We start from the raw sequence: 24,169 nt of genomic DNA, 5'->3' as shown, positions 1-24,169 counted from the left end.
GCGGCTACGCTGGCCACTTGTTCCTTTTCAGCGATGAACCTGATGCCATTGCGCCAGCGCCTTGAAAACCTTCCAGTCGGCCAGAAACTGCTGGCCGCCCTGCTGGTGCTGTTGACCACCGTTTTACTGGTCGCCAACCTGACCTTTATCAGCGCCGCCTATTACATCTCCCAGGAAAGCATGGCCCCCCAGGCCTTGCAGACCATCGGCCGACTGGTGTCCAACCCGAGCCTGATCTCCGAAGCCCTGAAGTCGCCGCAAACCGCCGAGCGCCTGCTCAACGAACTCAGCAGCTATACGCCGCTGCGTGCAGCAGCGCTCTATGACGGTAAAGGCGTGCGTCTGGCGCAATTGCAACACGGCGACAAGCTGAACCTGCCGGAGCACTACCGGCACCTCGAAGCGTGGCAAGCCACGGAGTTTCGCAGCAATCAAGTGATTACCCTGCCCCGTCCCGGCGTTGCGCCGGGGCACTTGCTGCTGGTGGCCAGCAGCGAGTTGCCGATGGCGTTCTACACCGGGACCCTGACCGCCAGCCTGGGGATTCTGATCTTCAGCGTGCTGTTGTGGCTGGTGATTGCCCGGCAGATCAAACGCCTGATTACCCGGCCGATCCATCAGCTCGAAGAGTTGTCCCGGCAAGTCACCCGGGAAGAGAACTATGCCTTGCGTGCCTCTCGCGGCAACCACGACGAAATCGGTAGCCTCGCCGAAGCGTTCAACACCATGCTCTCGCGCATCGAAGCCCGGGAGCAGCAGCTCAAGCGTGCCCGCGACGACTCCCAAGCCGCTTACGATCAGGCCCAGGGGCTGGCCGAAGAAACCCGTCACACCAACCGCAAGCTGGAACTGGAAGTTCAGGTGCGCAGCAAGATCGAAAAGAAACTCACCGGTTTCCAGAACTACCTCAACAGCATCATCGACTCCATGCCGTCGGCACTGATCGCCCTCGACGAGCAGCTCTACGTGACCCAGTGGAATCAGGAAGCCAGCGCCCTGTCCGGCACGCGTCTCGACGAAGCCTTGAACCAGCCGATCTTCCTCGCCTTCGAACCGCTCAAACCGTTCCTGCCGCAGCTCAGGCAAACCGTCGAGCAACACACTGTGGCCAAGATCGAACGCGTTACCTGGCTCAAGGACGATGAGTCCAAGCATTACGCCCTGACGTTCTACCCGTTGATGGGCGGTGCCGGGCGCGGCGTGGTGATCCGGATCGATGACATCACTCAGCGTCTGTCCCTGGAAGAAATGATGGTGCAGTCGGAAAAAATGCTCTCGGTCGGCGGCCTCGCGGCCGGCATGGCTCATGAGATCAATAATCCACTGGGCGCAATCCTGCACAACGTGCAGAACATTCGTCGGCGCCTGTCACCCGATCTGCCGAAAAACCTCGAACAGGCCGAGCAACTGGGCATCGAACTGGAAACAGTCAACCAGTACCTGCAAGCGCGTGAAGTGCCGAAATTACTCGATGGCATTCAACAGGCCGGCGCCCGGGCGGCAAAAATCGTGACGCACATGCTCAGCTTCAGCCGCCGCAGCACCCGGCAGATGGCCCCGTGCGATTTACCGGCGCTGATCGATCAAGCGGTGGAAATTGCCGGCAACGACTTCGACCTGGCTATCGGTTTCGACTTCAAGGGGCAGGCGATCATTCGGCAGTTCGATCCGGCACTGGGCCCGGTGCCCGGCACCGCCAACGAACTGGAACAAGTGCTGCTCAACCTGCTGAAAAACGCCGCGCAAGCCATTCACCAGCGCACAGACGATCGCGAACCGGGGCGGATCATTCTGCGTACAAAACTGAATCCGCCGTGGGCGGAAATTCAGGTCGAGGACAACGGCATCGGCATGAGCGAGAACGTGCGCAAACGCACGTTCGAGCCGTTCTTCACCACCAAGGAAATCGGTCAGGGCACCGGCCTTGGGCTCTCGGTCTCGTACTTCATCATCACCAACAACCACAAAGGCCAGATGGAAGTGCAATCGACGCCGGGCCAAGGTACCTGTTTCACCTTGCGCCTGCCGTTGTCGGGCACTCCGGTGGTCTCTCAAGAACTCAATCAGCTGTCGAGGTAACCATGGGCTTTCGCTTGTCGAAGATTTACACCCGCACTGGCGACAAAGGCGAAACCGGGCTCGGCGATGGCCGCCGGGTGCCCAAGGACCATCCGCGAATCGAAGCCATTGGCGAAGTCGATACGCTGAACAGCCAGGTGGGTGTGCTGTTGGCCGGATTGGCGGCGCAAAGTGATACGTACCCGGGGTTGAACGAAGTAATCGAGGTGTTGGCGCCCTGCCAACATCGGTTGTTCGACCTGGGTGGTGAACTGGCGATGCCGGTTTATCAGGCACTGAACACGGCAGAAATCGAGCGCCTGGAAGCGGCGATCGATGTGTGGAATGAAGAGTTGGGGCCGCTGGAGAATTTCATTCTGCCCGGCGGTTCGGCGCTGATTGCCCAAGCCCACGTATGCCGCTGCCTGGCGCGCAGTGCCGAACGGCGCTGTCAGCAGTTGAATGCAATCGAGCCGCTGGCCGGGGTTGGTCTGGCGTATATCAATCGGTTATCGGATTTGTTGTTTGTGGCGGCGAGGTTGATTGCCAAGCGTCAGGGGATTGCCGAGATTTTGTGGCAAGCGGCAGCGAAACCCCACGTTTAGTCGGCGCGTCCAAAGACGCCATCGCGGGCAAGCCCGCTCCCACAGGGATCAGCGTCGTACACAAATCTGTGTCCACCACGAACCACTGTGGGAGCGGGCTTGCCCGCGATGGCGCCAGCAGCAACACCGCAGAATCAGGCTTCAGGCCAAAACGCCCGAATCCCTGCCACACCCTGTGCTCCCGCTTCCCAGGCTTTCTGCCGCTCTGCCGGGCCCACCCCACCGAGCAAAAACACCGGTTTGCTGAAGCCCTCAATCAAAGTCGAAGCCTGCTCCCAACCCAATGGCAACGCATCCGGATGAGTCTGTGTCGGCTGTACCGGCGACAGGGTCACGAAGTCCACGCCCATCTGCTCGGCCAGCGCCAGTTCTTCAGCGTTGTGGCAGGACGCTGCCAACCAGCGCGACGCTGGTAGCGGGCGCCCGGCCGCCGCGTACTTGCGCAACTGCGCCGACGTGATGTGCCAACCGGCGGACGGAAAGTCCCCCAGCCATTCAAACGGCCCTTTGATCATCAACTGCGCCTTGCCGGCACACAGCCCCGCCGCGTCCACCGCCAGATCGCGGTATTGCGGGTCGTAGCCGTTGGGTGCGCGCAATTGAATCAGCTTGATGCCGCCAGCGATGGCTTTCTGGATACCGCGCAGCAAAGCCGGGGTTTCCAGGCCGTCCGGGGTGATCAGGTAGTCGCCGGGCAAGCGAGCAGCAGCGACGATCGGCTGGTTGGCGGCCGGAAATTCGTAATCCACCAGCTCCCGCGCAGTCACCCAGGCCAAAGGCTGACCTTCGGCGCCATGGGGTTCGCCGGTAAACGCCGAGACTTCCCAGACATCCAGCAACACCTGCTTGTCCGGGTAATCGTGGCGGACCTTGATCATCGGCCGCGCGGTATTGACCACAATGCCCAACTCTTCGTGAAGCTCGCGAGCCAGGGCCATTTCGACGGATTCGTCATCCTCGACCTTGCCACCGGGGAACTCCCACAAACCGCCCTGATGCTGGGTGTCGGCACGGCGGGCAATGAGGATTTTGCCGTTGCTATCGCGGATAACCGCGGCTGCTACATGGACTCGTTTCACCGCTCTATTTCCTCCAGACCCGCCTTCCGCCAAGCCTTGAAGGCTGGCCATTGGTAGATGGTTTCGACATAGGCCGCGTCGGCCTCGGGCAGTTTTACCTGATAGGTGCGCAGGCGTACGGCGATCGGTGCAAAAAACGCATCGGCCAGGGTCGCACCGCCAAACAGGAACGGGCCGGTTTCAGTCGCGACGGCGCGACATTCAGCCCACAACGCCAGCATGCGCTCGATTTCAGCCTGAACCTCAGGTGGGGTCGGCGACAGTGGCGCATCGTGGCTCAGGTCGAACGGCATGTTGCCGCGCATGGCGAAAAAACCGCTGTGCATCTGCGCGCACGCCGAACGCGCCTGGGCACGGGCGGCAGTGTCTTTGGGCCACAGGCTGGCATCGGGAAATTGTTCGGCCAGGTACTCGGCAATCGCCAGGGAATCGGCAACGGTGCCGTGTCCGGTTTTCAGCAGCGGGACTTTCCCGGTCGGCGAATGCTTGAGCACGCGCTCGCGAGTGTCCGGCTGGTTCAGCTTGATCAGTTCTTCGGTGTAGGACACGCCGGTCAGGTCGAGGGCCAGTGCGGCGCGCAGGGACCAGGAGGAATACAGTTTGTCGCCGATGATCAGGTGGAGGCTCATGTTCGGGACCTTTTGATAGGAGTACAAGCCAGAATCTTTAGCATCTGGTGGTCCGTCTTCGCGGACAAGCCTCGCTCCAACAGGGATCGCGCCGCAAACAAAGTTTGTGCACACCGCTGAACCTGTGGGAGCGGGCTTGCCCGCGATAGGGTCGACGCAGTCTTACGTACGGTACTCAGCGTTGATCTTCACATATTCGTGGGACAGGTCAGTGGTCCAGATGGTTTCGCTGCAATCGCCGCGACCCAGCTCGATGCGAATGGTGATTTCTTCCTGCTGCATCACCGCCGCGCCCTGGGCTTCGGTGTAGGTGGCAGAGCGAGCGCCACGGCTGGCGATACACACGTCACCGAGGAATACGTCGATCTTGCTCACGTCCAGGTTCGGTACGCCGGCACGGCCCACGGCGGCCAGAATGCGGCCCCAGTTCGGGTCGGAGGCGAACAACGCAGTCTTGATCAGCGGCGAGTGGGCCACGGTGTAACCGACGTCCAGGCACTCCTGGTGATTGCCACCGCCGTTGACTTCCACGGTGACAAACTTGGTCGCGCCTTCGCCGTCGCGCACGATGGCCTGGGCCACGTCCATGCAGACTTCGAACACCGCTTGCTTCAGCAAAGCGAACAGCGGACCGCTGGCTTCGGTGATTTCCGGCAGTGCTGCCTGACCGGTGGCGATCAGCATGCAGCAGTCGTTGGTCGAGGTGTCGCCGTCGATGGTGATGCGGTTGAACGACTTGTTGGCGCCGTCCAGCAGCAGGTTTTGCAGCACGTCGCGGGAGACTTTGGCGTCGGTGGCAATGTAGCCGAGCATGGTCGCCATGTTCGGGCGGATCATGCCCGCGCCTTTGCTGATGCCGGTGACGGTGATGGTCACGCCATCATGCTGGAACTGGCGGCTGGCACCCTTTGGCAGGGTGTCAGTGGTCATGATGCCGGTAGCGGCGGCTTCCCAGTTATTCACCGACAGATCGTCGAGGGCAGCTTGCAGCGCGCCTTCGATTTTTTCGACCGGCAGCGGCTCACCGATCACACCGGTGGAGTACGGCAGCACCAGGCTTGCATCGACACCGGTCAGCTCAGCCAGTTTGGCGCACGTGCGCTCGGCAGCCGCCAGGCCTGGTTCGCCAGTGCCGGCGTTGGCATTGCCGGTGTTGGTCAGCAGGTAACGTACCGGGCCTTGCACGCGTTGCTTGGCCAGGATAACGGGAGCGGCGCAAAAGGCGTTCAGGGTGAACACGCCCGCCACTGTGGAACCTTCGGCACAGCGCATGACCACGACATCCTTGCGCCCCGGGCGCTTGATGCCGGCCGAGGCGATACCGAGTTCAAAACCGGCAACCGGGTGCAACGTTGGCAAAGGACCAAGACCAACAGCCATGAATGCGCTCCTTAAAAAGTAGTGTCTGCACCGTCATTACCCCGTTCTTTTAACGTGGCGCGGTGGTTTAAATGGCAAAACGCCGCGACGGCATAAGCCGGTCGCGGCGCGGGTATTTCAGCGTATGAAACGGGTTTACTGGATCTGCCCGTGGCAATGCTTGTACTTCTTGCCCGAACCGCAGTAGCACAGCTCGTTGCGGCCCAGCTTCTGCTCGTTGCGTACCGGTGCGGTGGCGAGGGCTACATCGACCTCTTCACCCAACACTTCCGGTTGCTCCAGGCCAGGTGCTTCGTCGTGCTGGAACTGCATGCGCGCAGCCAGTGCCTCGGCTTCCTGACGCAGGCGAGCTTCTTCTTCGATCGGGTCTTCGCGGCGAACCTGAACGTGCGACAGCACACGGATCGAGTCGCGCTTGATCGAATCCAGCAACTCGGAGAACAAGGTGAAGGACTCGCGCTTGTATTCCTGCTTCGGGTTCTTCTGCGCATAACCACGCAAGTGAATGCCGTGACGCAGGTGATCCATGGTCGACAGGTGGTCTTTCCACAGGTCGTCCAGTACGCGCAGAACGATTTGCTTCTCGAAGGTGCGCAGTGCTTCGGCACCGGCCTGGTCTTCTTTCTCGTTGTACGCGGCGATCAGCTCGTTCATCAGCTTCTCGCGCAGGGTCTCTTCGTAGAGGTGATCGTCTTCGTCCAGCCATTGCTGGATCGGCAACGCCACGCCGAAGTCGCTCTGCAACGCCGCTTCCAGACCGGCCACGTCCCACTGCTCTGGCAGCGATTGCGGTGGAATGTGTGCGCTGACGGTTGCGTTGAGCACGTCCTGACGGAAATCGGCGATGGTTTCGCCAATGTTGTCAGCGGCCAACAAACTGTTACGCATGTGATAGATCACTTTACGTTGTTCGTTGTTGACGTCGTCGAACTCGAGCAGTTGTTTACGGATATCGAAGTTACGGCCTTCAACCTTGCGCTGAGCCTTCTCGATGGCGTTGGTCACCATGCGGTGCTCGATCGCTTCACCGGACTGCATGCCCAGCGCCTTCATGAAGTTCTTCACCCGGTCAGAGGCGAAGATGCGCATCAGGCTGTCTTCCAGCGACAGGTAGAAACGGCTGGAACCGGCGTCGCCCTGACGACCGGCACGACCGCGCAACTGGTTGTCGATACGGCGCGATTCGTGACGCTCGGAAGCGATCACCTGCAGACCGCCCGACTCCAGCACTTGCTGGTGGCGTTTCTGCCAGTCGGCCTTGATCTGGGCAATCTGCTCAGGGGTCGGGTCTTCCAGCGAAGCCACTTCCACTTCCCAGTTACCGCCCAACAGGATGTCGGTACCGCGACCGGCCATGTTGGTGGCGATGGTCAGTGCGCCCGGACGACCGGCCTGAGCAATGATTTCGGCTTCTTTTTCGTGGAACTTGGCGTTCAGAACCTTGTGTTCGATGCCTTCCTTCACGAGCAGGCTGGACATGTGCTCGGACGTTTCGATGGTGGCAGTACCCACCAGCACCGGACGGCCCTGAGTCATGCACTCCTTGATGTCGTTGATGATCGCCGCGTATTTCTCTTCGGCGGTCAGGAACACCAGGTCGTTATAGTCTTTGCGCGCCAACGGTTTGTTTGGCGGAATCACCATGACCTGCAGGCCATAGATCTGGTGGAATTCGAACGCTTCGGTGTCTGCGGTACCGGTCATGCCGGACAGCTTGTTGTACAGACGGAAGTAGTTCTGGAACGTGGTCGACGCCAGGGTCTGGCTCTCGGCCTGGATGTTCAGGTTTTCCTTGGCTTCGATGGCCTGGTGCAGGCCTTCGGACAAACGGCGACCCGGCATGGTACGGCCGGTGTGTTCGTCGACCAGCACGACCTGACCGTCCTGCACGATGTATTCGACGTTGCGGTTGAACAGCTTGTGCGCACGCAGGCCGGCATAAACGTGGGTCAGCAGACCGAGGTTATGCGCCGAATACAGGCTCTCGCCTTCAGCCAGCAGGCCGACGCGGGTCAGCATGTCTTCGATGAACTGGTGACCGGCTTCGTTGAGTTCGACCTGACGGGTCTTCTCGTCCACGGTGTAGTGGCCAGCCTTGGTGACTTCGCCTTCGACTTCTTCGACGTGCAATTCCAGCTGCGGGATCAGTTTGTTGATCTCGATGTACAGCTTGGAGCTGTCCTCGGCCTGACCGGAGATGATCAGCGGCGTACGGGCTTCGTCGATGAGGATGGAGTCGACTTCGTCGATCACGGCAAAATTGAGTTCGCGCTGGAATTTCTCTTCCATGCTGAACGCCATGTTGTCGCGCAGGTAGTCGAAACCGAATTCGTTGTTGGTGCCGTAGGTGATGTCGGCGGCGTAAGCGGCGCGCTTCTCTTCCGGCGGCTGGAATGGGGTGACCACGCCGACCGTCATGCCGAGGAATTCGTAGAGCGGACGCATCCAGTTGGCGTCACGGCGTGCCAGGTAGTCGTTCACCGTCACAACGTGCACGCCCTTGCCGGACAGCGCGTTGAGGTAAACACCCAGTGTTGCCACCAGGGTCTTGCCTTCACCGGTACGCATTTCCGCGATCATGCCTTCATGCAAGGTCATGCCGCCGATCAGCTGGACATCGAAGTGGCGCATACCCATGACGCGCTTGCCGGCTTCGCGGGCGACCGCAAAGGCTTCGGGCAGCAGTTTGTCGAGGGTTTCCCCTTTGGCGAGGCGGGCCTTGAACTCGTCGGTCTTGGCACGCAATTGATCGTCCGAAAGGGCTACCATTTGCTCTTCGAAGGCATTGACGAGCTGCACCGTCTTGAGCATGCGTTTGACTTCACGCTCATTCTTGCTTCCAAAAAGTTTCTTTAACAAAGGCGCAAACATATCGGCAGGATCTTCCACACTAAAGGGATGGAGGGCGGCCCCGTGAGTCGCCCGTGCAGCCCTCATGGCCGCATGCGAACGAGCATTCTACCCGGAAACGATGGTGAGGAAAGTGGCGTTATTCCACGATGCATGCACTGCGCTGTGACGGGGCTCACTTAAAATAAGGGCTTTTTGCTGAACTTCAACCCATCGAGGGCACAAGTTACTCGTTGATTTAATGGGTAAAGCGCTCGCAAAGCAATGGGTCGGGGGCAACGGGTGCTTTCTGTTACCATGGCCACTCTGTTACTTCAGGTGTTCGATCATGGCATTTCGCCCTCTCACGGCCAGAGCACCCGCCGTTCTGCTTCGCGAAGCCAAACCGCTGAAAGCCATCTTTGGCCACGCTCAACGCCTGGGTCATTTACAACGTCTGGTGGAAAGCCAGCTGCAGCCGGCTGCCCGCGAGCATTGCCATGTGGCGTCGTGGCGTGAAGGCAGTTTATTGCTGATTGTCACCGACGGCCACTGGGCCACCCGCCTGCGTTATCAGCAAAAGCGTCTGCAACGGCAGTTACAGCTGTTCGACGAGTTCGCCAGCCTGACGCGGATCCTGTTCAAGGTTCAACCGCCTACCGTTCAGCAAGGGGCGGCGGGGCATACGATAAATTTGTCGACCGATGCGGCGGCGACCATTCAGGCGACGGCTGACGGGATTACCGACCCAAACCTGCGGGCGGCCCTCGAACGCCTGGCGGCGCACGCCAAACCCAAGGTTTAAAAGCAGGATCAAAAGATCGCAGCCTTCGGCAGCTCCTACAGGATGTTCACCATTCAATGTAGGAGCTGCCGCAGCCTGCGATCTTTGCTTTTTCAGCGGCGTTTGCTGCCTCCGAGCAATGACCCCATCAACCCGCGTACCAATTGTCGGCCCAATTGATTTGCCGCCTGTCGCATCGCTGATTTCAACGCCTGCCCTGCCGCCGTACCGAGGAATTCCCCGGCCTGTTCAGTGAAACTCGGCTCTTCAGGTGCAGGTTTGCCCGGCGCAGCTTCAGGATCCGGCGCCAGGCCTTTGCGCCCCATCAGCACTTCATAAGCCGATTCGCGATCGACCGGTTTGTCGTAGCGCCCCTTGAAAGGCGAACCGGCGATCAGCACGGTGCGTTCGGTCTCGGTCAGCGGCCCGATCCGCGATTGCGGCGGTGCAACCAATACACGCTGGACCATCCCCGGCGTGCCCTTGTCTTGCAAGGTGCCAACCAGCGCCTCGCCGATCCCCAACTCCGTCAATACCGACAAGGCATCGAACGCCGGGTTCGGCCGGAAACCGTCGGCCACCGCACGCAGGGATTTCTGTTCTTTGGCGGTAAATGCACGCAAACCGTGCTGAATGCGCAGGCCCAGTTGAGCCAGCACATCGTCCGGCAAGTCGCCCGGCGATTGGGTGACGAAATACACCCCCACGCCTTTCGAGCGAATCAGTCGCACCACTTGTTCCAGACGCTCCTGCAATGCCTTGGGCGTACCGGCGAACAACAAGTGCGCTTCGTCGAAAAACAGCGCCAGCAGTGGTTTCTCGGCATCGCCGCGTTCCGGCAATTGCTCGAACAGTTCGGCCAGCAGCCAGAGCAGGAACGTCGCATAGACTTTTGGCGCTTCGTGCACCAGACGACTGGCATCGAGCAAGTGAATGCGCCCGCGACCATCCACGGCCGGTTGCAACATGTCTTCCAGTTGCAGCGCCGGTTCGCCGAACAACGCTTCAGCGCCCTGCTGTTCCAGCGTCGCCAGACGACGCAACAGCGCCTGGCTGGAGCCGGTGGTCATCAACGCGGCGTCATCCCCCAGCAATTCGGGGTTGTCTCGCAGGTGATTGAGCAGCGCCTTCAAATCCTTCAAATCCAGCAGCAACAGCCCTTCGCGGTCGGCCACCTTGAACGCGGCATAGAGTGCCGACTGCTGACTGTCGGTCAGTTCCAGCAGGCTGCCGAGCAGCAACGGGCCCATTTCGCTCAAGGTTGTGCGCAGTGGATGACCAGACTGACCGTTAATGTCCCACAGGGTCACCGGATACGCCTGAGGCTTATGGTTCAGCCAGGGCATCCCGGCGATCCGCTCCGCGACCTTGCCTTGAGGGTTGCCGGCGGCGCCCAGGCCACACAGGTCGCCTTTGATGTCCGCCGCGAACACCGCCACACCGGCATCGCTGAAGGCTTCGGCCAGGCGCTGCAAGGTGACGGTTTTACCGGTCCCGGTAGCGCCCGCTACCAAGCCGTGACGGTTGGCCAGGCGCATGGCTTGGGCGATGGACTGGCCCGCGAGATCGGCGCCGATAACGAGTTGCAATGAGTCAGGCATTTTGTCACCCATGGTTAATCTTTGATCCTTCATGGCCGATAACAAGCGAGAGACCAGACTGAAAAATAGCGTCGGTAATTCCCTAAGGAGAGGTGGAAATATCAGCTTACTTTCAACACTGCCCATTTTGCGCGCCTTTATAAAAGCACGCCCTGGACATTAAGACTTTAGCGGACCCCAAGCTATGAATAAAAATCTGCGCTTCAGCCATAAAATACTGCTTGCCGCCGCCCTCATCGTTATTGCTGCCTTCGCCTCGTTCACACTGTACAACGACTATTTGCAGCGCAATGCGATACGCAACGATCTAGACAACTATCTGCAAGAAATGGGCAGCGTAACGGCCAACAATATCCAGACCTGGCTGGCCGGACGCAGCCTGCTGATAGAAAATCTGTCACAAAACGTCGCCCTGAACGCTGACACTGGCAATGTCTCCAAACTACTTGAGCAGAAGGCCGTGACCTCGACCTTCATGGGTGCCTATCTGGGCAACAAGGATGGCACCTTCATCATCCGTCCTGACAGCAAGATGCCCGACGGCTATGACCCTCGCGTCCGGCCTTGGTACAAGAGCGCCCAAAGCACCGGCGGCTCGGCACTGACCGAACCGTACATCGATCTCGCGTCCGGCCAACTGGTCATTTCCATCGTCAACAGTGTGCTCAAGGACGGTCAAAGCATCGGCGTGGTCGGTGGCGACCTCAGCTTGCAGGTGATCGCCGACAGCCTCAACGCGCTGGACTTCGACGGCATGGGTTATGCCTTTCTGATCAGCGCCGATGGCAAGATCCTGGTTCACCCGGACAAAGCCCTGGCGATGAAGTCCCTGAGCGAGGCGTATCCGAAAAACACCCCGCGCATCAGCAGCGAACTCAGTGAGATCGACGTCGACGGCAAGACCCGCATCGTCACCTTCACCCCAATCAAAGGCCTGTCCTCGGTCAATTGGTACATCGGTCTGTCGGTGGATAAAGACAAAGCCTTCTCGATGCTCAGCGAATTCCGCGCCTCGGCGGTCGTCGCGACTGTGATTGCCGTGGCCATCATCATCGCCCTGCTGGGCATGTTGATCCGCATCTTGATCCAGCCGCTGCACGTCATGACCCGCGCCATGGAAGACATCGCCGACGGTGAAGGCGACCTGACCAAGCGCCTGACCATCCAGAATCAGGACGAATTCGGCATCCTCGGCACCGCGTTCAACCGTTTCGTGGAACGGGTTCATACGTCGATCCGCGAAGTGTCCTCGGCCACTGGCCAAGTCAACGAAGTGGCCCTGCGTGTGGTGGCTGCCTCGAACTCGTCGATGTTCAATTCCGACCAGCAAGCCTCGCGCACCAGCAGCGTCGCCGCGGCGATCAACCAGCTCGGCGCCGCGGCCCAGGAAATCGCCCGCAACGCCGCGCAAGCGTCAAGTCAGGCCAGCGACGCGCGCAGCCTGGCCGAAGATGGCCAGCAAGTAGTGGATCGCAGCATTGCCGCGATGAATCAGCTGTCGAGCATGCTCAGCGCCTCGAGTACCAACATCGAATCGCTGAACAGTAAAACTGTGAACATCGGGCAGATTCTCGAAGTGATCACCAGCATCTCCCAGCAAACCAACCTGCTGGCGCTGAACGCCGCCATTGAAGCGGCGCGGGCCGGTGAAGCCGGACGCGGTTTTGCCGTGGTGGCCGACGAGGTGCGCAACCTGGCACACCGCACGCAAGAGTCGGCGCAACAGGTGCAAACCATGATCGAGGAGCTGCAAGTCGGCGCCCGCGAATCCGTCAGCACCATGAGCGACAGCCAGCGCCATAGTCAGGACAGCGTGGAAATCGCCAACCTGGCCGGTGAACGCTTGAACAGCGTGACGTTGCGCATCGGCGAAATCGACGGCATGAACCAGTCCGTGGCCACAGCGACCGAGGAACAGACGGCGGTGGTTGAGTCGATTAACGTGGATATCACCGAGATCAACACGCTAAACCAGGAAGGCGTGGAAAACCTGCAATCGACGTTGCGCGCGTGCTCGGACCTTGAGCAGCAGGCTTCGCGATTGAAGCAGTTGGTAGGCAGTTTCCGCATCTAGCGTCTGATAGACCCCAATCGCGAGCAGGCTCGCTCCCACACTGGATCTATGGTGAACACATTATTTGTGAACTACGGAGATCAAATGTGGGAGCGAGCCTGCTCGCGATAACGATCTGCAAAGCCCCGCAAAACCCCGCTGACACCCCGCGCCGCAAAACCCCGACCGAACATCTATCCTTCATATAGGTCAACCAAGGGAGAACAAACGGACCGGAGGAATGTTCATCGTGCATATCGCTGACATAACCATGTTCTACGCCCCTGCCAGCGGTGGCGTGCGCACTTATCTGGATGCCAAACACCGTCGCCTGGGCATCAAGCCGGGCATTTGTCACAGCCTGTTGATTCCCGGGGCTCATTTCAGTGAACAGGACGGTGTCTACACGGTTCCGGCCCCTGCCCTTCCATTCGGCAAGGGTTATCGCTTCCCCCTCCGTCTCGCGCCATGGCGCAATGTTCTGCAGGATTTGCAGCCCGATCTGATTGAAGTCGGCGACCCATACCTGACTGCCTGGGCTGCTTTGGACGCCAAACGCCAACTTGATGTGCCGGTGATCGGTTTTTATCATTCGGACCTGCCGCTACTGGTCAGCAATCGCATGGGCAATTGGGTTACCGCCAATATCGAAGCTTATGTCAGCAAACTCTATGGCAACTTCGATCGGGTTCTGGCGCCGAGCCAAATCATGGCCGATAAGCTGATCGGGTTGGGCGTGAAGAATGTTTTCGTACAACCGCTGGGCGTCGACCTGCAAACGTTCAACCCCAGTAAACGGGATACAGGTTTACGGGCTGAATTGGGCATCGATGAAAACACTCATCTGCTGATCTTCGCCGGCCGTGGATCGAAGGAAAAAAACCTGCCGGTGCTGCTCAAATGCATGAAACGCCTGGGTCGTCGCTATCACCTGTTGCTGGTAGGCTCGTCAATGCCGACCCTGGTACCGCGCAATGTCACCGTCCTCAACGAGTTCTACCCGGCGGCGCAAGTCGCGCGCTTGATGGCCAGTGCCGATGCGCTGGTGCATGCCGGTGATCAGGAAACCTTTGGCCTGGTGATCCTCGAAGCCATGGCCAGCGGCATTCCGGTGGTGGCCGTGGCGGCCGGGGCTTTTCAGGAAATTGTCACCGATCAATGCGGCCTGCTTTGCACACCGAACAATCCAGCAGCAATGGCCAACGCTGTGCGTGAACTGTTCAGTCAGGGCAGCGCCGCGCTGGGCAAACAAGCCCGCAGCCATGTCGAACAGCATTACGCCTGGGATATCGTGGTCGACAGCCTGTTGGGGCACTATCACGCCGTACTCGGCACTCAATGGCCACTGACCGCCAATGGTTGAGCCCATGAACGCGCCCAGCCTGTTACTGGTATTGCACGACGTTGCGCCGCAAACCTGGCCCGATTACCAAGCCTTCGTCGAAGCCGTCGACGCGCTGGGTGAGGTACCGATCACCTGGCTGGTGGTGCCCGACTTCCACAAGCATAACGACCTGGACGCGTATCCGGCGTTTCGACGTTTGCTGACCCGCCGCGTCTCTCTCGGCGACGAACTGGCACTGCACGGTTACTTCCATTGCGATGAAGGCCCCATCCCCCTCACTCCCCGAGACTGGTTCATGCGCCGAATCTACACCCATGAAGGCGAGTTCTACGACCTGTCACAGGGAGCCGCCCTCACCCGCCTGCGTGCCGGAATCGAGGTGTTCCACCGTTACAACTGGCCATTGCAAGGTTTCGTCGCTCCGGCCTGGCTGATGAGCGACGGCACCCGCCAAGCCTTGCGCCAGGTACCGCTGCGCTACACCAGCGACTCGCAGCATCTGTATCGATTGCCGGATTTCACCGCGATCGATGCTCCGTGCCTGGTCTGGAGTGCGCGCAGCGCCTGGCGTCGGGGTCTGTCGAAAATCGTCAGCGATCAGCGCGAACAACGCTGGCACCAGGCGCCGGTGATTCGTCTCGGCCTGCACCCGGTGGACATGCGCCATGAGTTCTCGCGTCAGTACTGGCTGCAAACCCTCAAGCGCTTGCTCGACGAGGGTCGTGTGCCGATGACCAAGGCCAACTGGCTGGCCCGGCAACGCGACCCCATCGGTCGCGCCGCATGAGCCGCGGGATTCTGCTGGTCGTCGCCCTGCTCGCTGCGGTGCTCATCCCGTCGTTGCTGGGTGGCGGAGAGACATGGTCGCGGTTGCAAAGCTTTCCGCTGAAATGGTTGCTGATCATGTTCGGCATGATCCTGCTCTGCTGGATGCTCAACACCCAGCGCTTGCGTCTGCTGCTGGGGGATCAGCGCGACAAGATCAGCCGCTTCAAAAGTCTTGGGGTGGTGATGTCCGCCGAGTTCGCCTACTGCGCCACTCCCGGCGGCAGTGGCGGACCGCTGACCATCATGGCCTTGTTGGCACGCCACGGCGTACGACCGGCCAGGGGCAGCGCCGTGTTCGCCATGGATCAGTTGAGCGATCTGCTGTTTTTTCTCTGCGCGCTGAGCGGGATTCTGATTTACGCACTGTTCCAGCACCTCAGTCAGCGCATGGAATGGCTGCTGACCGTCAGCGCCATCTCGATGTTCGGCGGGCTGTTCAGTTGCGTATTGGCGGCTCGCTACCACCGCTCGCTGATTCGTCTGAGTGGTCGGTTGCTCGCTCGTCTCAATGTCAAAGGCACTACCCGGATGCGCTGGGCGCGAAAGCTCCTGCACTTCCTGGCGGCGTTTACTGACACATTGAAGTTGCCTTTTCAGACATTGATCACGGTGTTTGCACTGACCTGCCTGCATTGGCTCTTGCGCTATAGCGTGCTGTATCTGGCATTGCGTGGGCTGGGCGTGGACTTGCAGTGGGCCTGGTGCTTTCTGATCCAGATGCTGTCACTGAGTGCGGGGCAGTTCAGCCTGTTGCCGGGCGGTGCCGGGGCGGCGGAACTGACATCGGCGGCGCTGCTGGCGCCCATGGTCGGGAAATCCACCGCGGCGGCGGCGATTCTGATCTGGCGGACAGTGACCTATTACTTCTATCTGGTGGTCGGTGGGCCGGTGTTTTTGCTGATGCTTGGGCGGCCATTGCTCAGGAAGTTGATGAAGCTCAAGCAGGCTTAAAAGATCGCCTGTGGCGAGGGGGCTTGCCCCCGTTGGGCTGCGAAGCGGCCCCCGGCATTCCTTCATCTTGCGACGGCTGCGTCGCCGAACGGGGCGATGCGGCGTTCCGACAAGCCCCCTCGCCACGGTCCTGTAACTGCTCCCACAACTCGGCGGCACCGGGAAACTCCGTGCCGTCTTCGGGGCTCAGGTCATCCGGGTCATAGCGACTCAAACAGCCCTCACCCAATGTGGCGGGTGCCTTGGAAGTCGCTTTGTCCAGTGGATCGGCCATGGTTATGTTCTCAGTGCAAAAACGGCGAAGGGCCTGAAGCGATTGAACGCCCAGGCCCTTCGAATTTCAACCGTATGGCTATCAGAACACGACGGTTTTGTTGCCATGCACCAGCACCCGGTCTTCCAGGTGATAACGCAGACCACGGGCCAGCACCATTTTCTCGACGTCACGGCCGAAGCGCACCATGTCTTCAATGCTGTCGCTGTGACTCACGCGCACTACGTCTTGCTCGATGATCGGACCGGCATCCAGCTCTTCGGTGACATAGTGGCAAGTAGCGCCGATCAACTTCACACCGCGCATCGAAGCTTGGTGATACGGCTTGGCGCCAACAAACGACGGCAAGAAGCTGTGATGAATATTGATGACTTTATGGGCATATTCGCTGCACAACTCAGGCGGCAGAATCTGCATATAACGGGCAAGTACCACCACTTCGGCCTCGTGCTGTTTGACCAGACGCGAGACTTCGGCGAAGGCCGGCTCCTTATTCTGTGGGTTGACCGGGACATGGTAGTAAGGAATACCGTGCCACTCGACCATGCTGCGCAAATCATCATGGTTGGAGATCACGCAGGCGATTTCACAGTCCAGTTCGTCACTGTGCCAGCGGTGCAGCAAGTCGGCCAGGCAGTGGGATTCGCGGCTGGCCATCAACACCACGCGTTTCTTCTGCTCGGTGTCGGTGATGCGCCAGTCCATCGAGAACTCTTCGGCAATCGGTGCAAACGCTTCGCGAAAGGCTTCGATACCGAAAGGCAGCGAATCGGCACGAATTTCGTGACGCATGAAGAACCAGCCACTGAGATTATCCGAGTGATGGCTCGCTTCAGTGATCCAGCCGTTATGTGACGCCAGAAAGTTACTGACTTTAGCAACGATGCCGACGCGGTCCGGGCAAGCAATCACCAGCCGAAAAGTGCGCATGAGGGGGAAACTCCAGAACTTCGCAAAGGCCGCTATTCTAGCGATTGCGCAGCAAAACTGCAGTATTGATGACGCATGGCTTTGCCCGCAGGTCCGATACAGGTTCTGCAAGCACCAGGCTGACCCGCGCGATGGTGTTCTTGCGGGCAATCTTCAAGAGGTCAACTGTGAATATTTGTGACGCTATTTAACTGTCCCTCCAATGTGTGTCCTATTCCGCAACTAATTTAAATAAAACTCTGGTTAAATGTTTACTTGATGAAACACCCTGACTATTATTGTCGCACTGTCACCCTGCCATCCAGCGCCTAACATAAGGTAGTCCCCATGTCCTTGATCAACGAATATCGCGCCACCGAAGAAGCTATCAAAGAGCTGCAAGCCCGTTTGAAGAATCTGTCCCAAGACGACAAACTGCAAACCGAGCTGGAATTCGAAGGCAAACTGCGCACCCTGATGGGTGAATACTCCAAATCCCTGCGTGACATCATCGCGCTGTTGGATCCAGAGTCCAAAACCAAGGCTCCACGTGGCGGCGCAGTAAAAACTACCGGCACCAAGCGTGCTCGCAAAGTTAAACAATACAAAAACCCGCACAACGGCGAAGTCATCGAAACCAAAGGTGGCAACCACAAGACTCTGAAAGAGTGGAAAGCCAAGTGGGGCGGTGACGTGGTTGAAAGCTGGGCTACCCTGCTGGGCTAAGCCGCAAGCGTGTCGCAGACTGATCCGCGACCAAAAGAACGCCAGCAAATGCTGGCGTTTTTTTATGCCTGAAATTCAAGCGCAGATTATTCTCGTTTTCAAAGACTCAAACGTTTGCGTAACGTCTGGACATGATTCTTCCATTCATCCAGAACCTCTCGCTGAAACGATGTAGCACTAATCATCAATTGAGCAGCAACCTCCAGAAAACTATCCAGCGTATTTGGCGCGCCCCACTCAGGTGCACACAAACGTTTCTGACAGAATATTCGCCAGCGTTCTTGCTCCTCCAGGCTCAACGTATCGGGAAAGTTGCGTGCGCGATAACGAAACAATAATTCAGGCAAACGTTCATCATCGAAAGGCCACTGTTCTTGTGCTAATTGCGCAGGGTCGGCAGCTCTGACTTGCTCACATAGACGCCGGTCCCGATCACCGATAAAACCGTCGTATAACTGTTGCTCGGGGTCTTGGCTCGAAGAGAAATCGTCGCGGGAGTAAATGTCTGACACTTTATCTCGCCAAACTTGTTGTGCGTCACTTAGCCGCAGCGCCCGCTCCTGATAAAGCGCCATATCCAGTCCCAAACGTTGCTGATCTACAGGACGAAGTACCGATAACGGCGCCACTACCGGGCACTTGTTGATGTGTATGAGCTTGAGCGGCACCGGCAGTTCGCCTTCGGCCAAGTCATCGCGGCGGGTATAAAGCCGCTGACGCAAGGTTTCGGCATCCAGATCGAGAAGCCCCTGAGGGTCCAGATGCAGGTCACAGACAATCAGCGCGTTGCGATTACGTGGATGCCAAGCCAATGGCAGCACCACACCCACATAGTTGCGGGCCGCCGAAAAGCGCCCGGAAATATGCACCATCGGCTGCAACAGCCTAATTTGATCCATGACCTTTTGTTTGCCGCGCAATTGAAACAGCCAGTCATACAACTTCGGCTGTTTTTCCCGAATCAGACGCGCGAGGGCAATGGTGGCGCGAACGTCCGACAGTGCCTCGTGTGCATGCCCGTGATCGATGCCATTGGCAGCGGTCAGACGTTCGAGTTTGAGCGTGACTCGCCCTTCGTCGTCCTTCGGCCAGACGAGGCCATCGGGACGCAAGGCATAAGCCGCGCGCACCACATCGATCAGGTCCCAGCGGCTGTTGCCGCCCTGCCACTCCCGTGCGTAGGGGTCGAAAAAGTTTCGATACAGGCTGTAACGGGTCATCTCGTCGTCAAAACGCAGCGTGTTGTACCCGGCCCCACAGGTGCCGGGCGCCGCGAGCTGGGCATGAACCCGTGTCATGAAATCGGCTTCGCTCAAACCTTGCTCGGCCAGACGCGCGGGCGTAATACCGGTGATCGCGCAAGCCGCCGGATGAGGCAGGATGTCGTCACTGGGCTGGCAATAAAGGTTGACCGGTTCGTCTATTTCATTGAGATCGAAGTCGGTGCGAATCCCCGCCACTTGCAGCGGGCGGTCGCAACGGGGGTTGATGCCAGTGGTTTCATAGTCGTACCAGAAGATCGAGGTCACGGGTTGTTCCTGAACTGAAGACCGGCGAAGTCTAGGCGCACATATACCGCCCCGACCAGAATCTTGTCATTCAATCATCTCTGACCACGCACCGTGCAATACATAGTTATGTCGTTTTCCCCCAAGAGGCTGCTAGCATCGAAAGGAGATCGAATCCGGACCAGGCCACATCAAGGTTGCCCATGCTCGAGACCACAGCACTGCCAGGGAAAGCGACGCTGGCCCGGCCACTGGATACGCGGTATCACGTCGAAACGCCCGAAGGCATCGACTTGCCGCTGCGCCCGGCCGGGTTGATGGTACGTGCGCTGGCGTTCGCCATCGACCTGGGCCTGCGTGGGGTGATTCTGGGCCTGCTGTTTATTATGTTGGCGTTTCTCGGAAAACTCGGCGCCGGGCTGGGTTCGATTCTGCTGTTCGTGGTGAGTTGGTGGTACATGGTGCTGTTCGAGGTGCTCAATCAGGGCCGCTCGCCGGGCAAACAATGGATGAGGTTGCGCGTAGTGCATGACGATGGCACGCCGATCGGCTGGTCCGCGTCCTTGCTGCGCAACCTGCTGCGATTTGTCGACATGTTGCCGTTCGGCTACTTTCTCGGGGCGATCAGTTGCCTGCAACATCCCTCCTTCAAGCGCCTCGGCGACCTGGCCGCCGGTACGCTGGTGATCTACCGCGAACAACCGCTCACCCGCCCCCAACTACCCGATGTCCCACCGCGGCGCGCAGCCTTCGCGCTGACGCTGACCGAGCAACGCGCCATCCTCGGGTTTGCCGAGCGCCAGGGTGAACTCTCCGAGGCACGGGCCAATGAGCTCGCCTCGATACTCGCGCAACCGTTGCAGGTATCGAAGCCACAGGCGAGGGCCGAACTCAACGGCATCGCCCGTGGCCTGTTGGGCCCCTCATGAAGCAAAGCCTTTTCGAAAGTCGCCACCAAGCCGAATGGGAGCAGTTTGCACTCATGCTTGAACGGCTGGAACGAGGCAAGGACGCCTCTGGAGTCGCCAGTTTCCCCAGCGATTATCGACGGCTCTGCCAACACCTGGCCCTGGCTCAGGAGCGCGGCTACAGCAGTTTCCTGATCGATTCATTGCAGCAACAGGTTCTGCGCGGGCATCAACAGCTTTATCGGCATCGCAGTCGACTGGGTGCCAACGTGTTGAGTTTCATCCTCGCCGATTTCCCGCGACTGGTGCGTGAGCAGTGGCGCTTCGTCCTTGCCGCCAGCCTGATGTTTTTTGGCAGCCTGATCGGCTTCGCGTTGCTGGTGTATCTGTTCCCGGAACTGATCTACAACCTGATCCCGGCCGAGCAGGTCAGTGAGATGCAAAGCATGTACGATCCCGTCGCCGGTCATCTGGGGCGCCTGGCAGATCGGGCAGCCAGCGAAGACTGGGTGATGTTCGGTTACTACATCATGCACAACATCGGCATCGCCTTTCAGACCTTCGCCAGCGGTTTGCTGTTTGGCCTGGGCAGCGCGTTTTTCCTGTTCTTCAACGGGTTGATGATCGGTGCGGTGGCCGGGCACCTGACGCACATTGGTTACGGGCAAACCTTCTGGTCGTTCGTGATCGGCCATGGCGCCTTCGAACTGAGTGCCATTGCCCTGGCCGGTGCCGCAGGCCTGCAACTGGGCTGGGCCTTGATCGCCCCGGGACGTTTGCCCCGCGCCGAAGCCCTGCAACTGGCAGCGCGCAAGAGCGTGTTGCTGATTTGCGGGGTCATGCTGTTTCTGCTGATTGCGGCGTTTATCGAAGCCTACTGGTCGTCGCGGACCGGGCTCACGCCGCTGACCAAATACCTGGTCGGCGCGGCGCTCTGGTGCCTGGTGGCGACTTATCTGCTGTTTGCCGGACGGACCCGTCATGCGCCTGAGTGATGCCAGTGTGGTGATCCGCCCGCGCACAACCTGGGAAGCCATGGACCTGGGAGTGCTGCTGAGTCAGCGCCATCGACGCCTGTTGATGACCAGTTGGGCGATCGTGACCTTGCCGGTCTTTGCCCTGCTCACCTTGCTGCTGTGGGATTCACCCTCCCTCGCCGTGTTCCTGTTCTGGTGGCTCAAACCGGCGTTCGATCGGCTGCCGCTGTACATCCTGTCCAAAGCCATGTTCGGCGAAACCCCCACGCTGAAACAGGCCCTGCACCAATGGCCACGGCTGCTCAAACCGCAACTGCTGGCCAGCCTGACCTGGCGCCGCCTGAGTCTGAGCCGCAGTTTTCTGATGCCGGTGGTGCAACTCGAAGGCCTGGCGGGCGAAGAGCGCCAACAACGTTTGCGCGTGTTGCTGCAACGCAACGCGGGCGCCGCCCAGTGGCTGACGATCATCGGCGTGCATCTGGAAACCGCGCTGTGGATCGGCTTGATGGTGCTGTTCTACATGCTCTTGCCGCAACAGGTCGAACTCGACTGGGGCTGGCAGACCTTGATTACCGCCGCCACCCAAGACTGGCTCTGGCTGGAACACCTGACCAATACCTTTTACGTTCTGGTGCTGATTGTCTGGGAACCGATCTATGTGGCCTGCGGTTTCAGCCTTTATCTGAACCGGCGCACGCGGCTGGAAGCCTGGGATATCGAGCTGGTCTTTCGCCGATTGTGCCAACGCTTGACCAGCACGGTCGTCACGCTGCTGCTGGCCGCGATCCTGCTGGTGCCGACGGCGCAAAGCGTCTGGGCCGCCGAACCGGTTATTTCACCGGACTCTGCGCGTCTGCTGGACCAGTCACTGACCAGCCAGGCGTCCCGGGGCAGCATCAAGGTCATCCTCGATCAGCCCCCCTTCAAGAATAAGGAAACGGTAACGCGCTATCGCTTTGGCGAAGACAAACCCGCCCCCGACACTGCGGACAATGGTCAAACGCCCGCCTGGCTGAAGGCGCTGTTCAGCTTGCTGGACAGCCAACGCTTTGGCGTATTGGCCAACCTGATCGAAGTGTTGCTGTGGGGCACAGTGATCGGCGCCATTGGGCTATTGATCTGGCGTTACCGCGACTGGCTGCAGGCCTTCGTCAGCCGCCGCCCCCCGTTAAATCGCAAAGTCGCGCGGCCATTACCGCAGCAGGCGTTCGGCCTGGACCTCAACCGCGAAACCCTGCCCGCCGACATCGCAGCCAGCGCCGAAAGCCTCTGGCAGACCAATCCCCGTGAAGCCCTCGGGTTGCTCTATCGCGCCCTCCTCAGCCACTTGCTGCACGATTTCAACATGGCGCTCAAACCCGCCGACACCGAAGGCGAAGTTCTTCAGCGCGTTGAACAATTGCAACAACCTGCCTTGCTGGCCTTCAGTAAAAACCTCACCGGGCACTGGCAAAACATGGCGTATGGGCATCGATTGCCCCCCGCGCATTTGCAACAGGAACTCTGTGATGGCTGGCGCACGTTGTTCGGCCCGGGAGCGGTCCGTTGAACCGGCGCTTGTGGCTTTCAGTCGGTGCGTTCATCGCCCTGCTAGTGTGTGCGCTGAGTGTTTACCTGTATTTCAAGGCCATACCCTATCCAGCAGAAATCGATCACGGCCCATCGCCCGAAGCCCAAGCCAACCCCTATCTGGCGGCCGAGCACTTTCTGCGCAAACAGGGCCTGACCGTCAACCACGCCAACAGCCTCGACATCTTGCCGACGCTCGAGCCTCATCAGCGCAGTTTGTTGTTGCTCGGCGATCGAACGAACATGTCGCCACGACAGGTGAATCAGGTGTTGAACTGGACCCGGGCCGGTGGACGTCTTTTATTCGTCGCCGAAGCCCTGTGGGATGAGAAGACCGGTCAGAGCAACGACCTGCTGCTCGACCGGGTGCAGCTGCACCAGTCCCTGAGCAAAGACCTCAAGGAACCGCCGCCCGATCCTATTGACGATCCTTACCCCAAACTGACCAAGCTCTACCTGGAAAACGAAGAGGCGCCGGCCTACTTCAACTTCGATACCGCGTTCCACCTCGACGACCCGAAAAACCTCGCCCAGGCCTGGGCCAACAGCGGCAAGGCCACGCACATGATGCAGCTGAGTCACGGGCTCGGCTCGATTACCGTGGTCACCGACGCCGACCTCTGGAAAACCCCGGCTATCGACCAGTACGACAACGCCTGGCTACTGTGGTACCTGACGGCCGACACAGACGTGACCCTGCTGTTCAATACCGATCACGACAGCTTGCCGACCTTGCTGTGGCGCTATTTTCCACAAGCCTTGGTGGCCCTGATCGCCTTGATCGTTTTCGGGTTCTGGCATGTGGGCGTGCGTAACGGCCCGTTGCTGGAGCCGGCCACGAGAGCCCGCCGCCAGCTTCAGGAACACCTGCGTGCCAGCGCCGATTTCATGCTCCGCCACAACGGTCAGCACAGCCTGCTGCAAGCCTTGCAACAAGACATCCTGCGTCGTGTCCGTCACCGTCATCCCGGTTTTGAACAACTCGGCGTTGCCGAACAATGGCTGGTGCTCGCACGCCTGACCGGCCAACCCACACGCGCCATCAGCCAGGCCATGAGCCCGCGACCGAAGCAGCGGCTTCCCAGCGCTGAATTCAGCCGTCAGGTCGCCCACCTGCAAACCTTGAGGAACGCCTTATGATCTGGCACCTTGCAAA

General features: G+C 59.5%; 19 protein-coding genes and 2 pseudogenes. 13 read left to right on the top strand and 8 right to left on the bottom strand.

Features of this window, described 5'->3' with window-relative positions; genetic code table 11:
* Positions 1-42 precede the first annotated feature (42 nt).
* A complete protein-coding gene (locus KGB18_RS16945; protein ID WP_123719290.1) occupies positions 43-2,079 on the top strand; it encodes a HAMP domain-containing sensor histidine kinase in 2,037 nt (678 codons plus the stop codon).
* Positions 2,080-2,081: 2 nt separating this feature from the next.
* Positions 2,082-2,663 (top strand): cob(I)yrinic acid a,c-diamide adenosyltransferase, encoded by a 582-nt coding sequence (locus tag KGB18_RS16940; protein WP_223570265.1) that lies wholly within the window; start codon positions 2,082-2,084, stop codon positions 2,661-2,663.
* Positions 2,664-2,797: 134 nt separating this feature from the next.
* On the opposite strand, the gene KGB18_RS16935 is transcribed toward KGB18_RS16940, so the two are convergent.
* The 4 genes from KGB18_RS16935 to secA all read right to left on the bottom strand — a co-directional run bounded on the left by KGB18_RS16935 (position 2,798) and on the right by secA (position 8,622).
* The gene (locus KGB18_RS16935) at positions 2,798-3,742 is read right to left on the bottom strand and encodes a Nudix family hydrolase (protein WP_123719291.1); all 945 of its coding nucleotides are present in this window, start codon (positions 3,740-3,742) and stop codon (positions 2,798-2,800) included.
* Positions 3,739-4,371: a glutathione S-transferase family protein gene (locus tag KGB18_RS16930; RefSeq protein ID WP_223570264.1), complete on the bottom strand. Its 633-nt coding sequence runs from the start codon at positions 4,369-4,371 to the stop codon at positions 3,739-3,741. The genes KGB18_RS16935 and KGB18_RS16930 overlap by 4 nt, the downstream gene beginning before the upstream one ends.
* Positions 4,372-4,533: 162 nt before the next feature.
* A complete protein-coding gene (gene argJ, locus KGB18_RS16925) occupies positions 4,534-5,751 on the bottom strand; it encodes a bifunctional glutamate N-acetyltransferase/amino-acid acetyltransferase ArgJ (protein WP_008015216.1) in 1,218 nt (405 codons plus the stop codon).
* A 135-nt stretch (positions 5,752-5,886) separates the two neighbouring features.
* Complete coding sequence (secA, locus tag KGB18_RS16920; RefSeq protein ID WP_052964293.1) at positions 5,887-8,622, bottom strand: preprotein translocase subunit SecA; 2,736 nt, start codon at positions 8,620-8,622, stop codon at positions 5,887-5,889.
* Between the two features lie 307 nt (positions 8,623-8,929).
* Between secA and KGB18_RS16915 the strand changes: the two genes are divergently transcribed.
* Positions 8,930-9,385 (top strand): DUF721 domain-containing protein, encoded by a 456-nt coding sequence (locus KGB18_RS16915; RefSeq protein ID WP_123357942.1) that lies wholly within the window; start codon positions 8,930-8,932, stop codon positions 9,383-9,385.
* A 92-nt stretch (positions 9,386-9,477) separates the two neighbouring features.
* Here the strand turns inward: KGB18_RS16915 and KGB18_RS16910 are convergent, their stop codons facing one another.
* The gene (locus KGB18_RS16910) at positions 9,478-10,965 is read right to left on the bottom strand and encodes a helicase HerA-like domain-containing protein (protein ID WP_123719540.1); all 1,488 of its coding nucleotides are present in this window, start codon (positions 10,963-10,965) and stop codon (positions 9,478-9,480) included.
* 184 nt (positions 10,966-11,149) lie between these two features.
* Here KGB18_RS16910 and KGB18_RS30110 point away from each other — a divergent pair.
* The 5 genes and pseudogenes from KGB18_RS30110 to KGB18_RS16890 all read left to right on the top strand — a co-directional run.
* A pseudogene (locus KGB18_RS30110) lies at positions 11,150-12,181 on the top strand (cache domain-containing protein); the annotation flags it as partial.
* Positions 12,182-12,274: 93 nt separating this feature from the next.
* On the top strand, positions 12,275-13,039 hold the full coding sequence (locus KGB18_RS30105; RefSeq protein WP_411736823.1) for a methyl-accepting chemotaxis protein: 765 nt from the start codon (positions 12,275-12,277) through the stop codon (positions 13,037-13,039).
* Between the two features lie 220 nt (positions 13,040-13,259).
* Positions 13,260-14,381, top strand: coding sequence for a glycosyltransferase family 4 protein (locus KGB18_RS16900; RefSeq protein WP_123719294.1), 1,122 nt, complete (start codon positions 13,260-13,262; stop codon positions 14,379-14,381).
* Positions 14,374-15,150, top strand: a complete 777-nt coding sequence (locus KGB18_RS16895; RefSeq protein ID WP_223570263.1) for a DUF2334 domain-containing protein — start codon at positions 14,374-14,376, stop codon at positions 15,148-15,150. The genes KGB18_RS16900 and KGB18_RS16895 overlap by 8 nt, the downstream gene beginning before the upstream one ends.
* Positions 15,147-16,142, top strand: coding sequence for a YbhN family protein (locus KGB18_RS16890; RefSeq protein ID WP_123719296.1), 996 nt, complete (start codon positions 15,147-15,149; stop codon positions 16,140-16,142). Before KGB18_RS16895 ends, KGB18_RS16890 begins: the two co-directional genes overlap by 4 nt.
* 100 nt (positions 16,143-16,242) lie before the next feature.
* Here KGB18_RS16890 and KGB18_RS30100 read toward each other — a convergent pair.
* Positions 16,243-16,416, bottom strand: a pseudogene (locus KGB18_RS30100) (hypothetical protein); the annotation flags it as partial.
* A gap of 81 nt (positions 16,417-16,497) precedes the next feature.
* Positions 16,498-17,346 (bottom strand): formyltetrahydrofolate deformylase, encoded by an 849-nt coding sequence (gene purU, locus KGB18_RS16885; protein WP_007903852.1) that lies wholly within the window; start codon positions 17,344-17,346, stop codon positions 16,498-16,500.
* Positions 17,347-17,673: 327 nt separating this feature from the next.
* Here purU and mvaT point away from each other — a divergent pair, with 327 nt between their 5' ends.
* Complete coding sequence (gene mvaT, locus KGB18_RS16880; RefSeq protein ID WP_007903853.1) at positions 17,674-18,051, top strand: histone-like nucleoid-structuring protein MvaT; 378 nt, start codon at positions 17,674-17,676, stop codon at positions 18,049-18,051.
* Between the two features lie 98 nt (positions 18,052-18,149).
* Here mvaT and sbcB read toward each other — a convergent pair whose 3' ends face one another.
* Positions 18,150-19,580, bottom strand: a complete 1,431-nt coding sequence (gene sbcB / locus KGB18_RS16875) for an exodeoxyribonuclease I (RefSeq protein WP_223570262.1) — start codon at positions 19,578-19,580, stop codon at positions 18,150-18,152.
* 182 nt (positions 19,581-19,762) lie between these two features.
* On the opposite strand from sbcB, the gene KGB18_RS16870 reads away from it, so the two are divergent.
* The 4 genes from KGB18_RS16870 to KGB18_RS16855 are packed head-to-tail and all read left to right on the top strand — an operon-like array spanning position 19,763 to position 24,153.
* Positions 19,763-20,488: an RDD family protein gene (locus tag KGB18_RS16870; RefSeq protein ID WP_123719300.1), complete on the top strand. Its 726-nt coding sequence runs from the start codon at positions 19,763-19,765 to the stop codon at positions 20,486-20,488.
* Positions 20,485-21,462: a stage II sporulation protein M gene (locus tag KGB18_RS16865; protein ID WP_201121285.1), complete on the top strand. Its 978-nt coding sequence runs from the start codon at positions 20,485-20,487 to the stop codon at positions 21,460-21,462. The genes KGB18_RS16870 and KGB18_RS16865 overlap by 4 nt, the downstream gene beginning before the upstream one ends.
* Positions 21,449-22,993, top strand: coding sequence for a DUF4129 domain-containing protein (locus tag KGB18_RS16860; protein WP_223570261.1), 1,545 nt, complete (start codon positions 21,449-21,451; stop codon positions 22,991-22,993). Before KGB18_RS16865 ends, KGB18_RS16860 begins: the two co-directional genes overlap by 14 nt.
* Positions 22,990-24,153, top strand: coding sequence for a DUF4350 domain-containing protein (locus tag KGB18_RS16855; RefSeq protein WP_201060556.1), 1,164 nt, complete (start codon positions 22,990-22,992; stop codon positions 24,151-24,153). The genes KGB18_RS16860 and KGB18_RS16855 overlap by 4 nt, the downstream gene beginning before the upstream one ends.
* Positions 24,154-24,169 lie beyond the last annotated feature (16 nt).

The sequence above is a fragment of the Pseudomonas sp. BF-R-26 genome (genome assembly GCF_019947395.1).
GTDB lineage: Bacteria > Pseudomonadota > Gammaproteobacteria > Pseudomonadales > Pseudomonadaceae > Aquipseudomonas > Aquipseudomonas farris.
The sequence above is the reverse complement of the archived record's forward strand: the minus strand, read 5'-3'. Positions and strand labels throughout refer to the sequence as shown.

Excerpts from the sequence above, each read along its gene's own strand:
- KGB18_RS16945 (WP_123719290.1), top strand. The coding sequence starts at position 43 with ATGCCATTGCGCCAGCGCCTTGAAAACCTTCCAGTCGGCCAGAAACTG.
- KGB18_RS16940 (WP_223570265.1), top strand. The coding sequence starts at position 2,082 with ATGGGCTTTCGCTTGTCGAAGATTTACACCCGCACTGGCGACAAAGGC.
- KGB18_RS16930 (WP_223570264.1), bottom strand. The coding sequence starts at position 4,371 with ATGAGCCTCCACCTGATCATCGGCGACAAACTGTATTCCTCCTGGTCC.
- argJ (WP_008015216.1), bottom strand. The coding sequence starts at position 5,751 with ATGGCTGTTGGTCTTGGTCCTTTGCCAACGTTGCACCCGGTTGCCGGT.
- secA (WP_052964293.1), bottom strand. The coding sequence starts at position 8,622 with ATGTTTGCGCCTTTGTTAAAGAAACTTTTTGGAAGCAAGAATGAGCGT.
- KGB18_RS16915 (WP_123357942.1), top strand. The coding sequence starts at position 8,930 with ATGGCATTTCGCCCTCTCACGGCCAGAGCACCCGCCGTTCTGCTTCGC.
- KGB18_RS16910 (WP_123719540.1), bottom strand. The coding sequence starts at position 10,965 with ATGCCTGACTCATTGCAACTCGTTATCGGCGCCGATCTCGCGGGCCAG.
- KGB18_RS30105 (WP_411736823.1), top strand. The coding sequence starts at position 12,275 with ATGTTCAATTCCGACCAGCAAGCCTCGCGCACCAGCAGCGTCGCCGCG.
- KGB18_RS16900 (WP_123719294.1), top strand. The coding sequence starts at position 13,260 with ATGTTCATCGTGCATATCGCTGACATAACCATGTTCTACGCCCCTGCC.
- KGB18_RS16895 (WP_223570263.1), top strand. The coding sequence starts at position 14,374 with ATGGTTGAGCCCATGAACGCGCCCAGCCTGTTACTGGTATTGCACGAC.
- KGB18_RS16890 (WP_123719296.1), top strand. The coding sequence starts at position 15,147 with ATGAGCCGCGGGATTCTGCTGGTCGTCGCCCTGCTCGCTGCGGTGCTC.
- purU (WP_007903852.1), bottom strand. The coding sequence starts at position 17,346 with ATGCGCACTTTTCGGCTGGTGATTGCTTGCCCGGACCGCGTCGGCATC.
- mvaT (WP_007903853.1), top strand. The coding sequence starts at position 17,674 with ATGTCCTTGATCAACGAATATCGCGCCACCGAAGAAGCTATCAAAGAG.
- KGB18_RS16870 (WP_123719300.1), top strand. The coding sequence starts at position 19,763 with ATGCTCGAGACCACAGCACTGCCAGGGAAAGCGACGCTGGCCCGGCCA.
- KGB18_RS16865 (WP_201121285.1), top strand. The coding sequence starts at position 20,485 with ATGAAGCAAAGCCTTTTCGAAAGTCGCCACCAAGCCGAATGGGAGCAG.
- KGB18_RS16860 (WP_223570261.1), top strand. The coding sequence starts at position 21,449 with ATGCGCCTGAGTGATGCCAGTGTGGTGATCCGCCCGCGCACAACCTGG.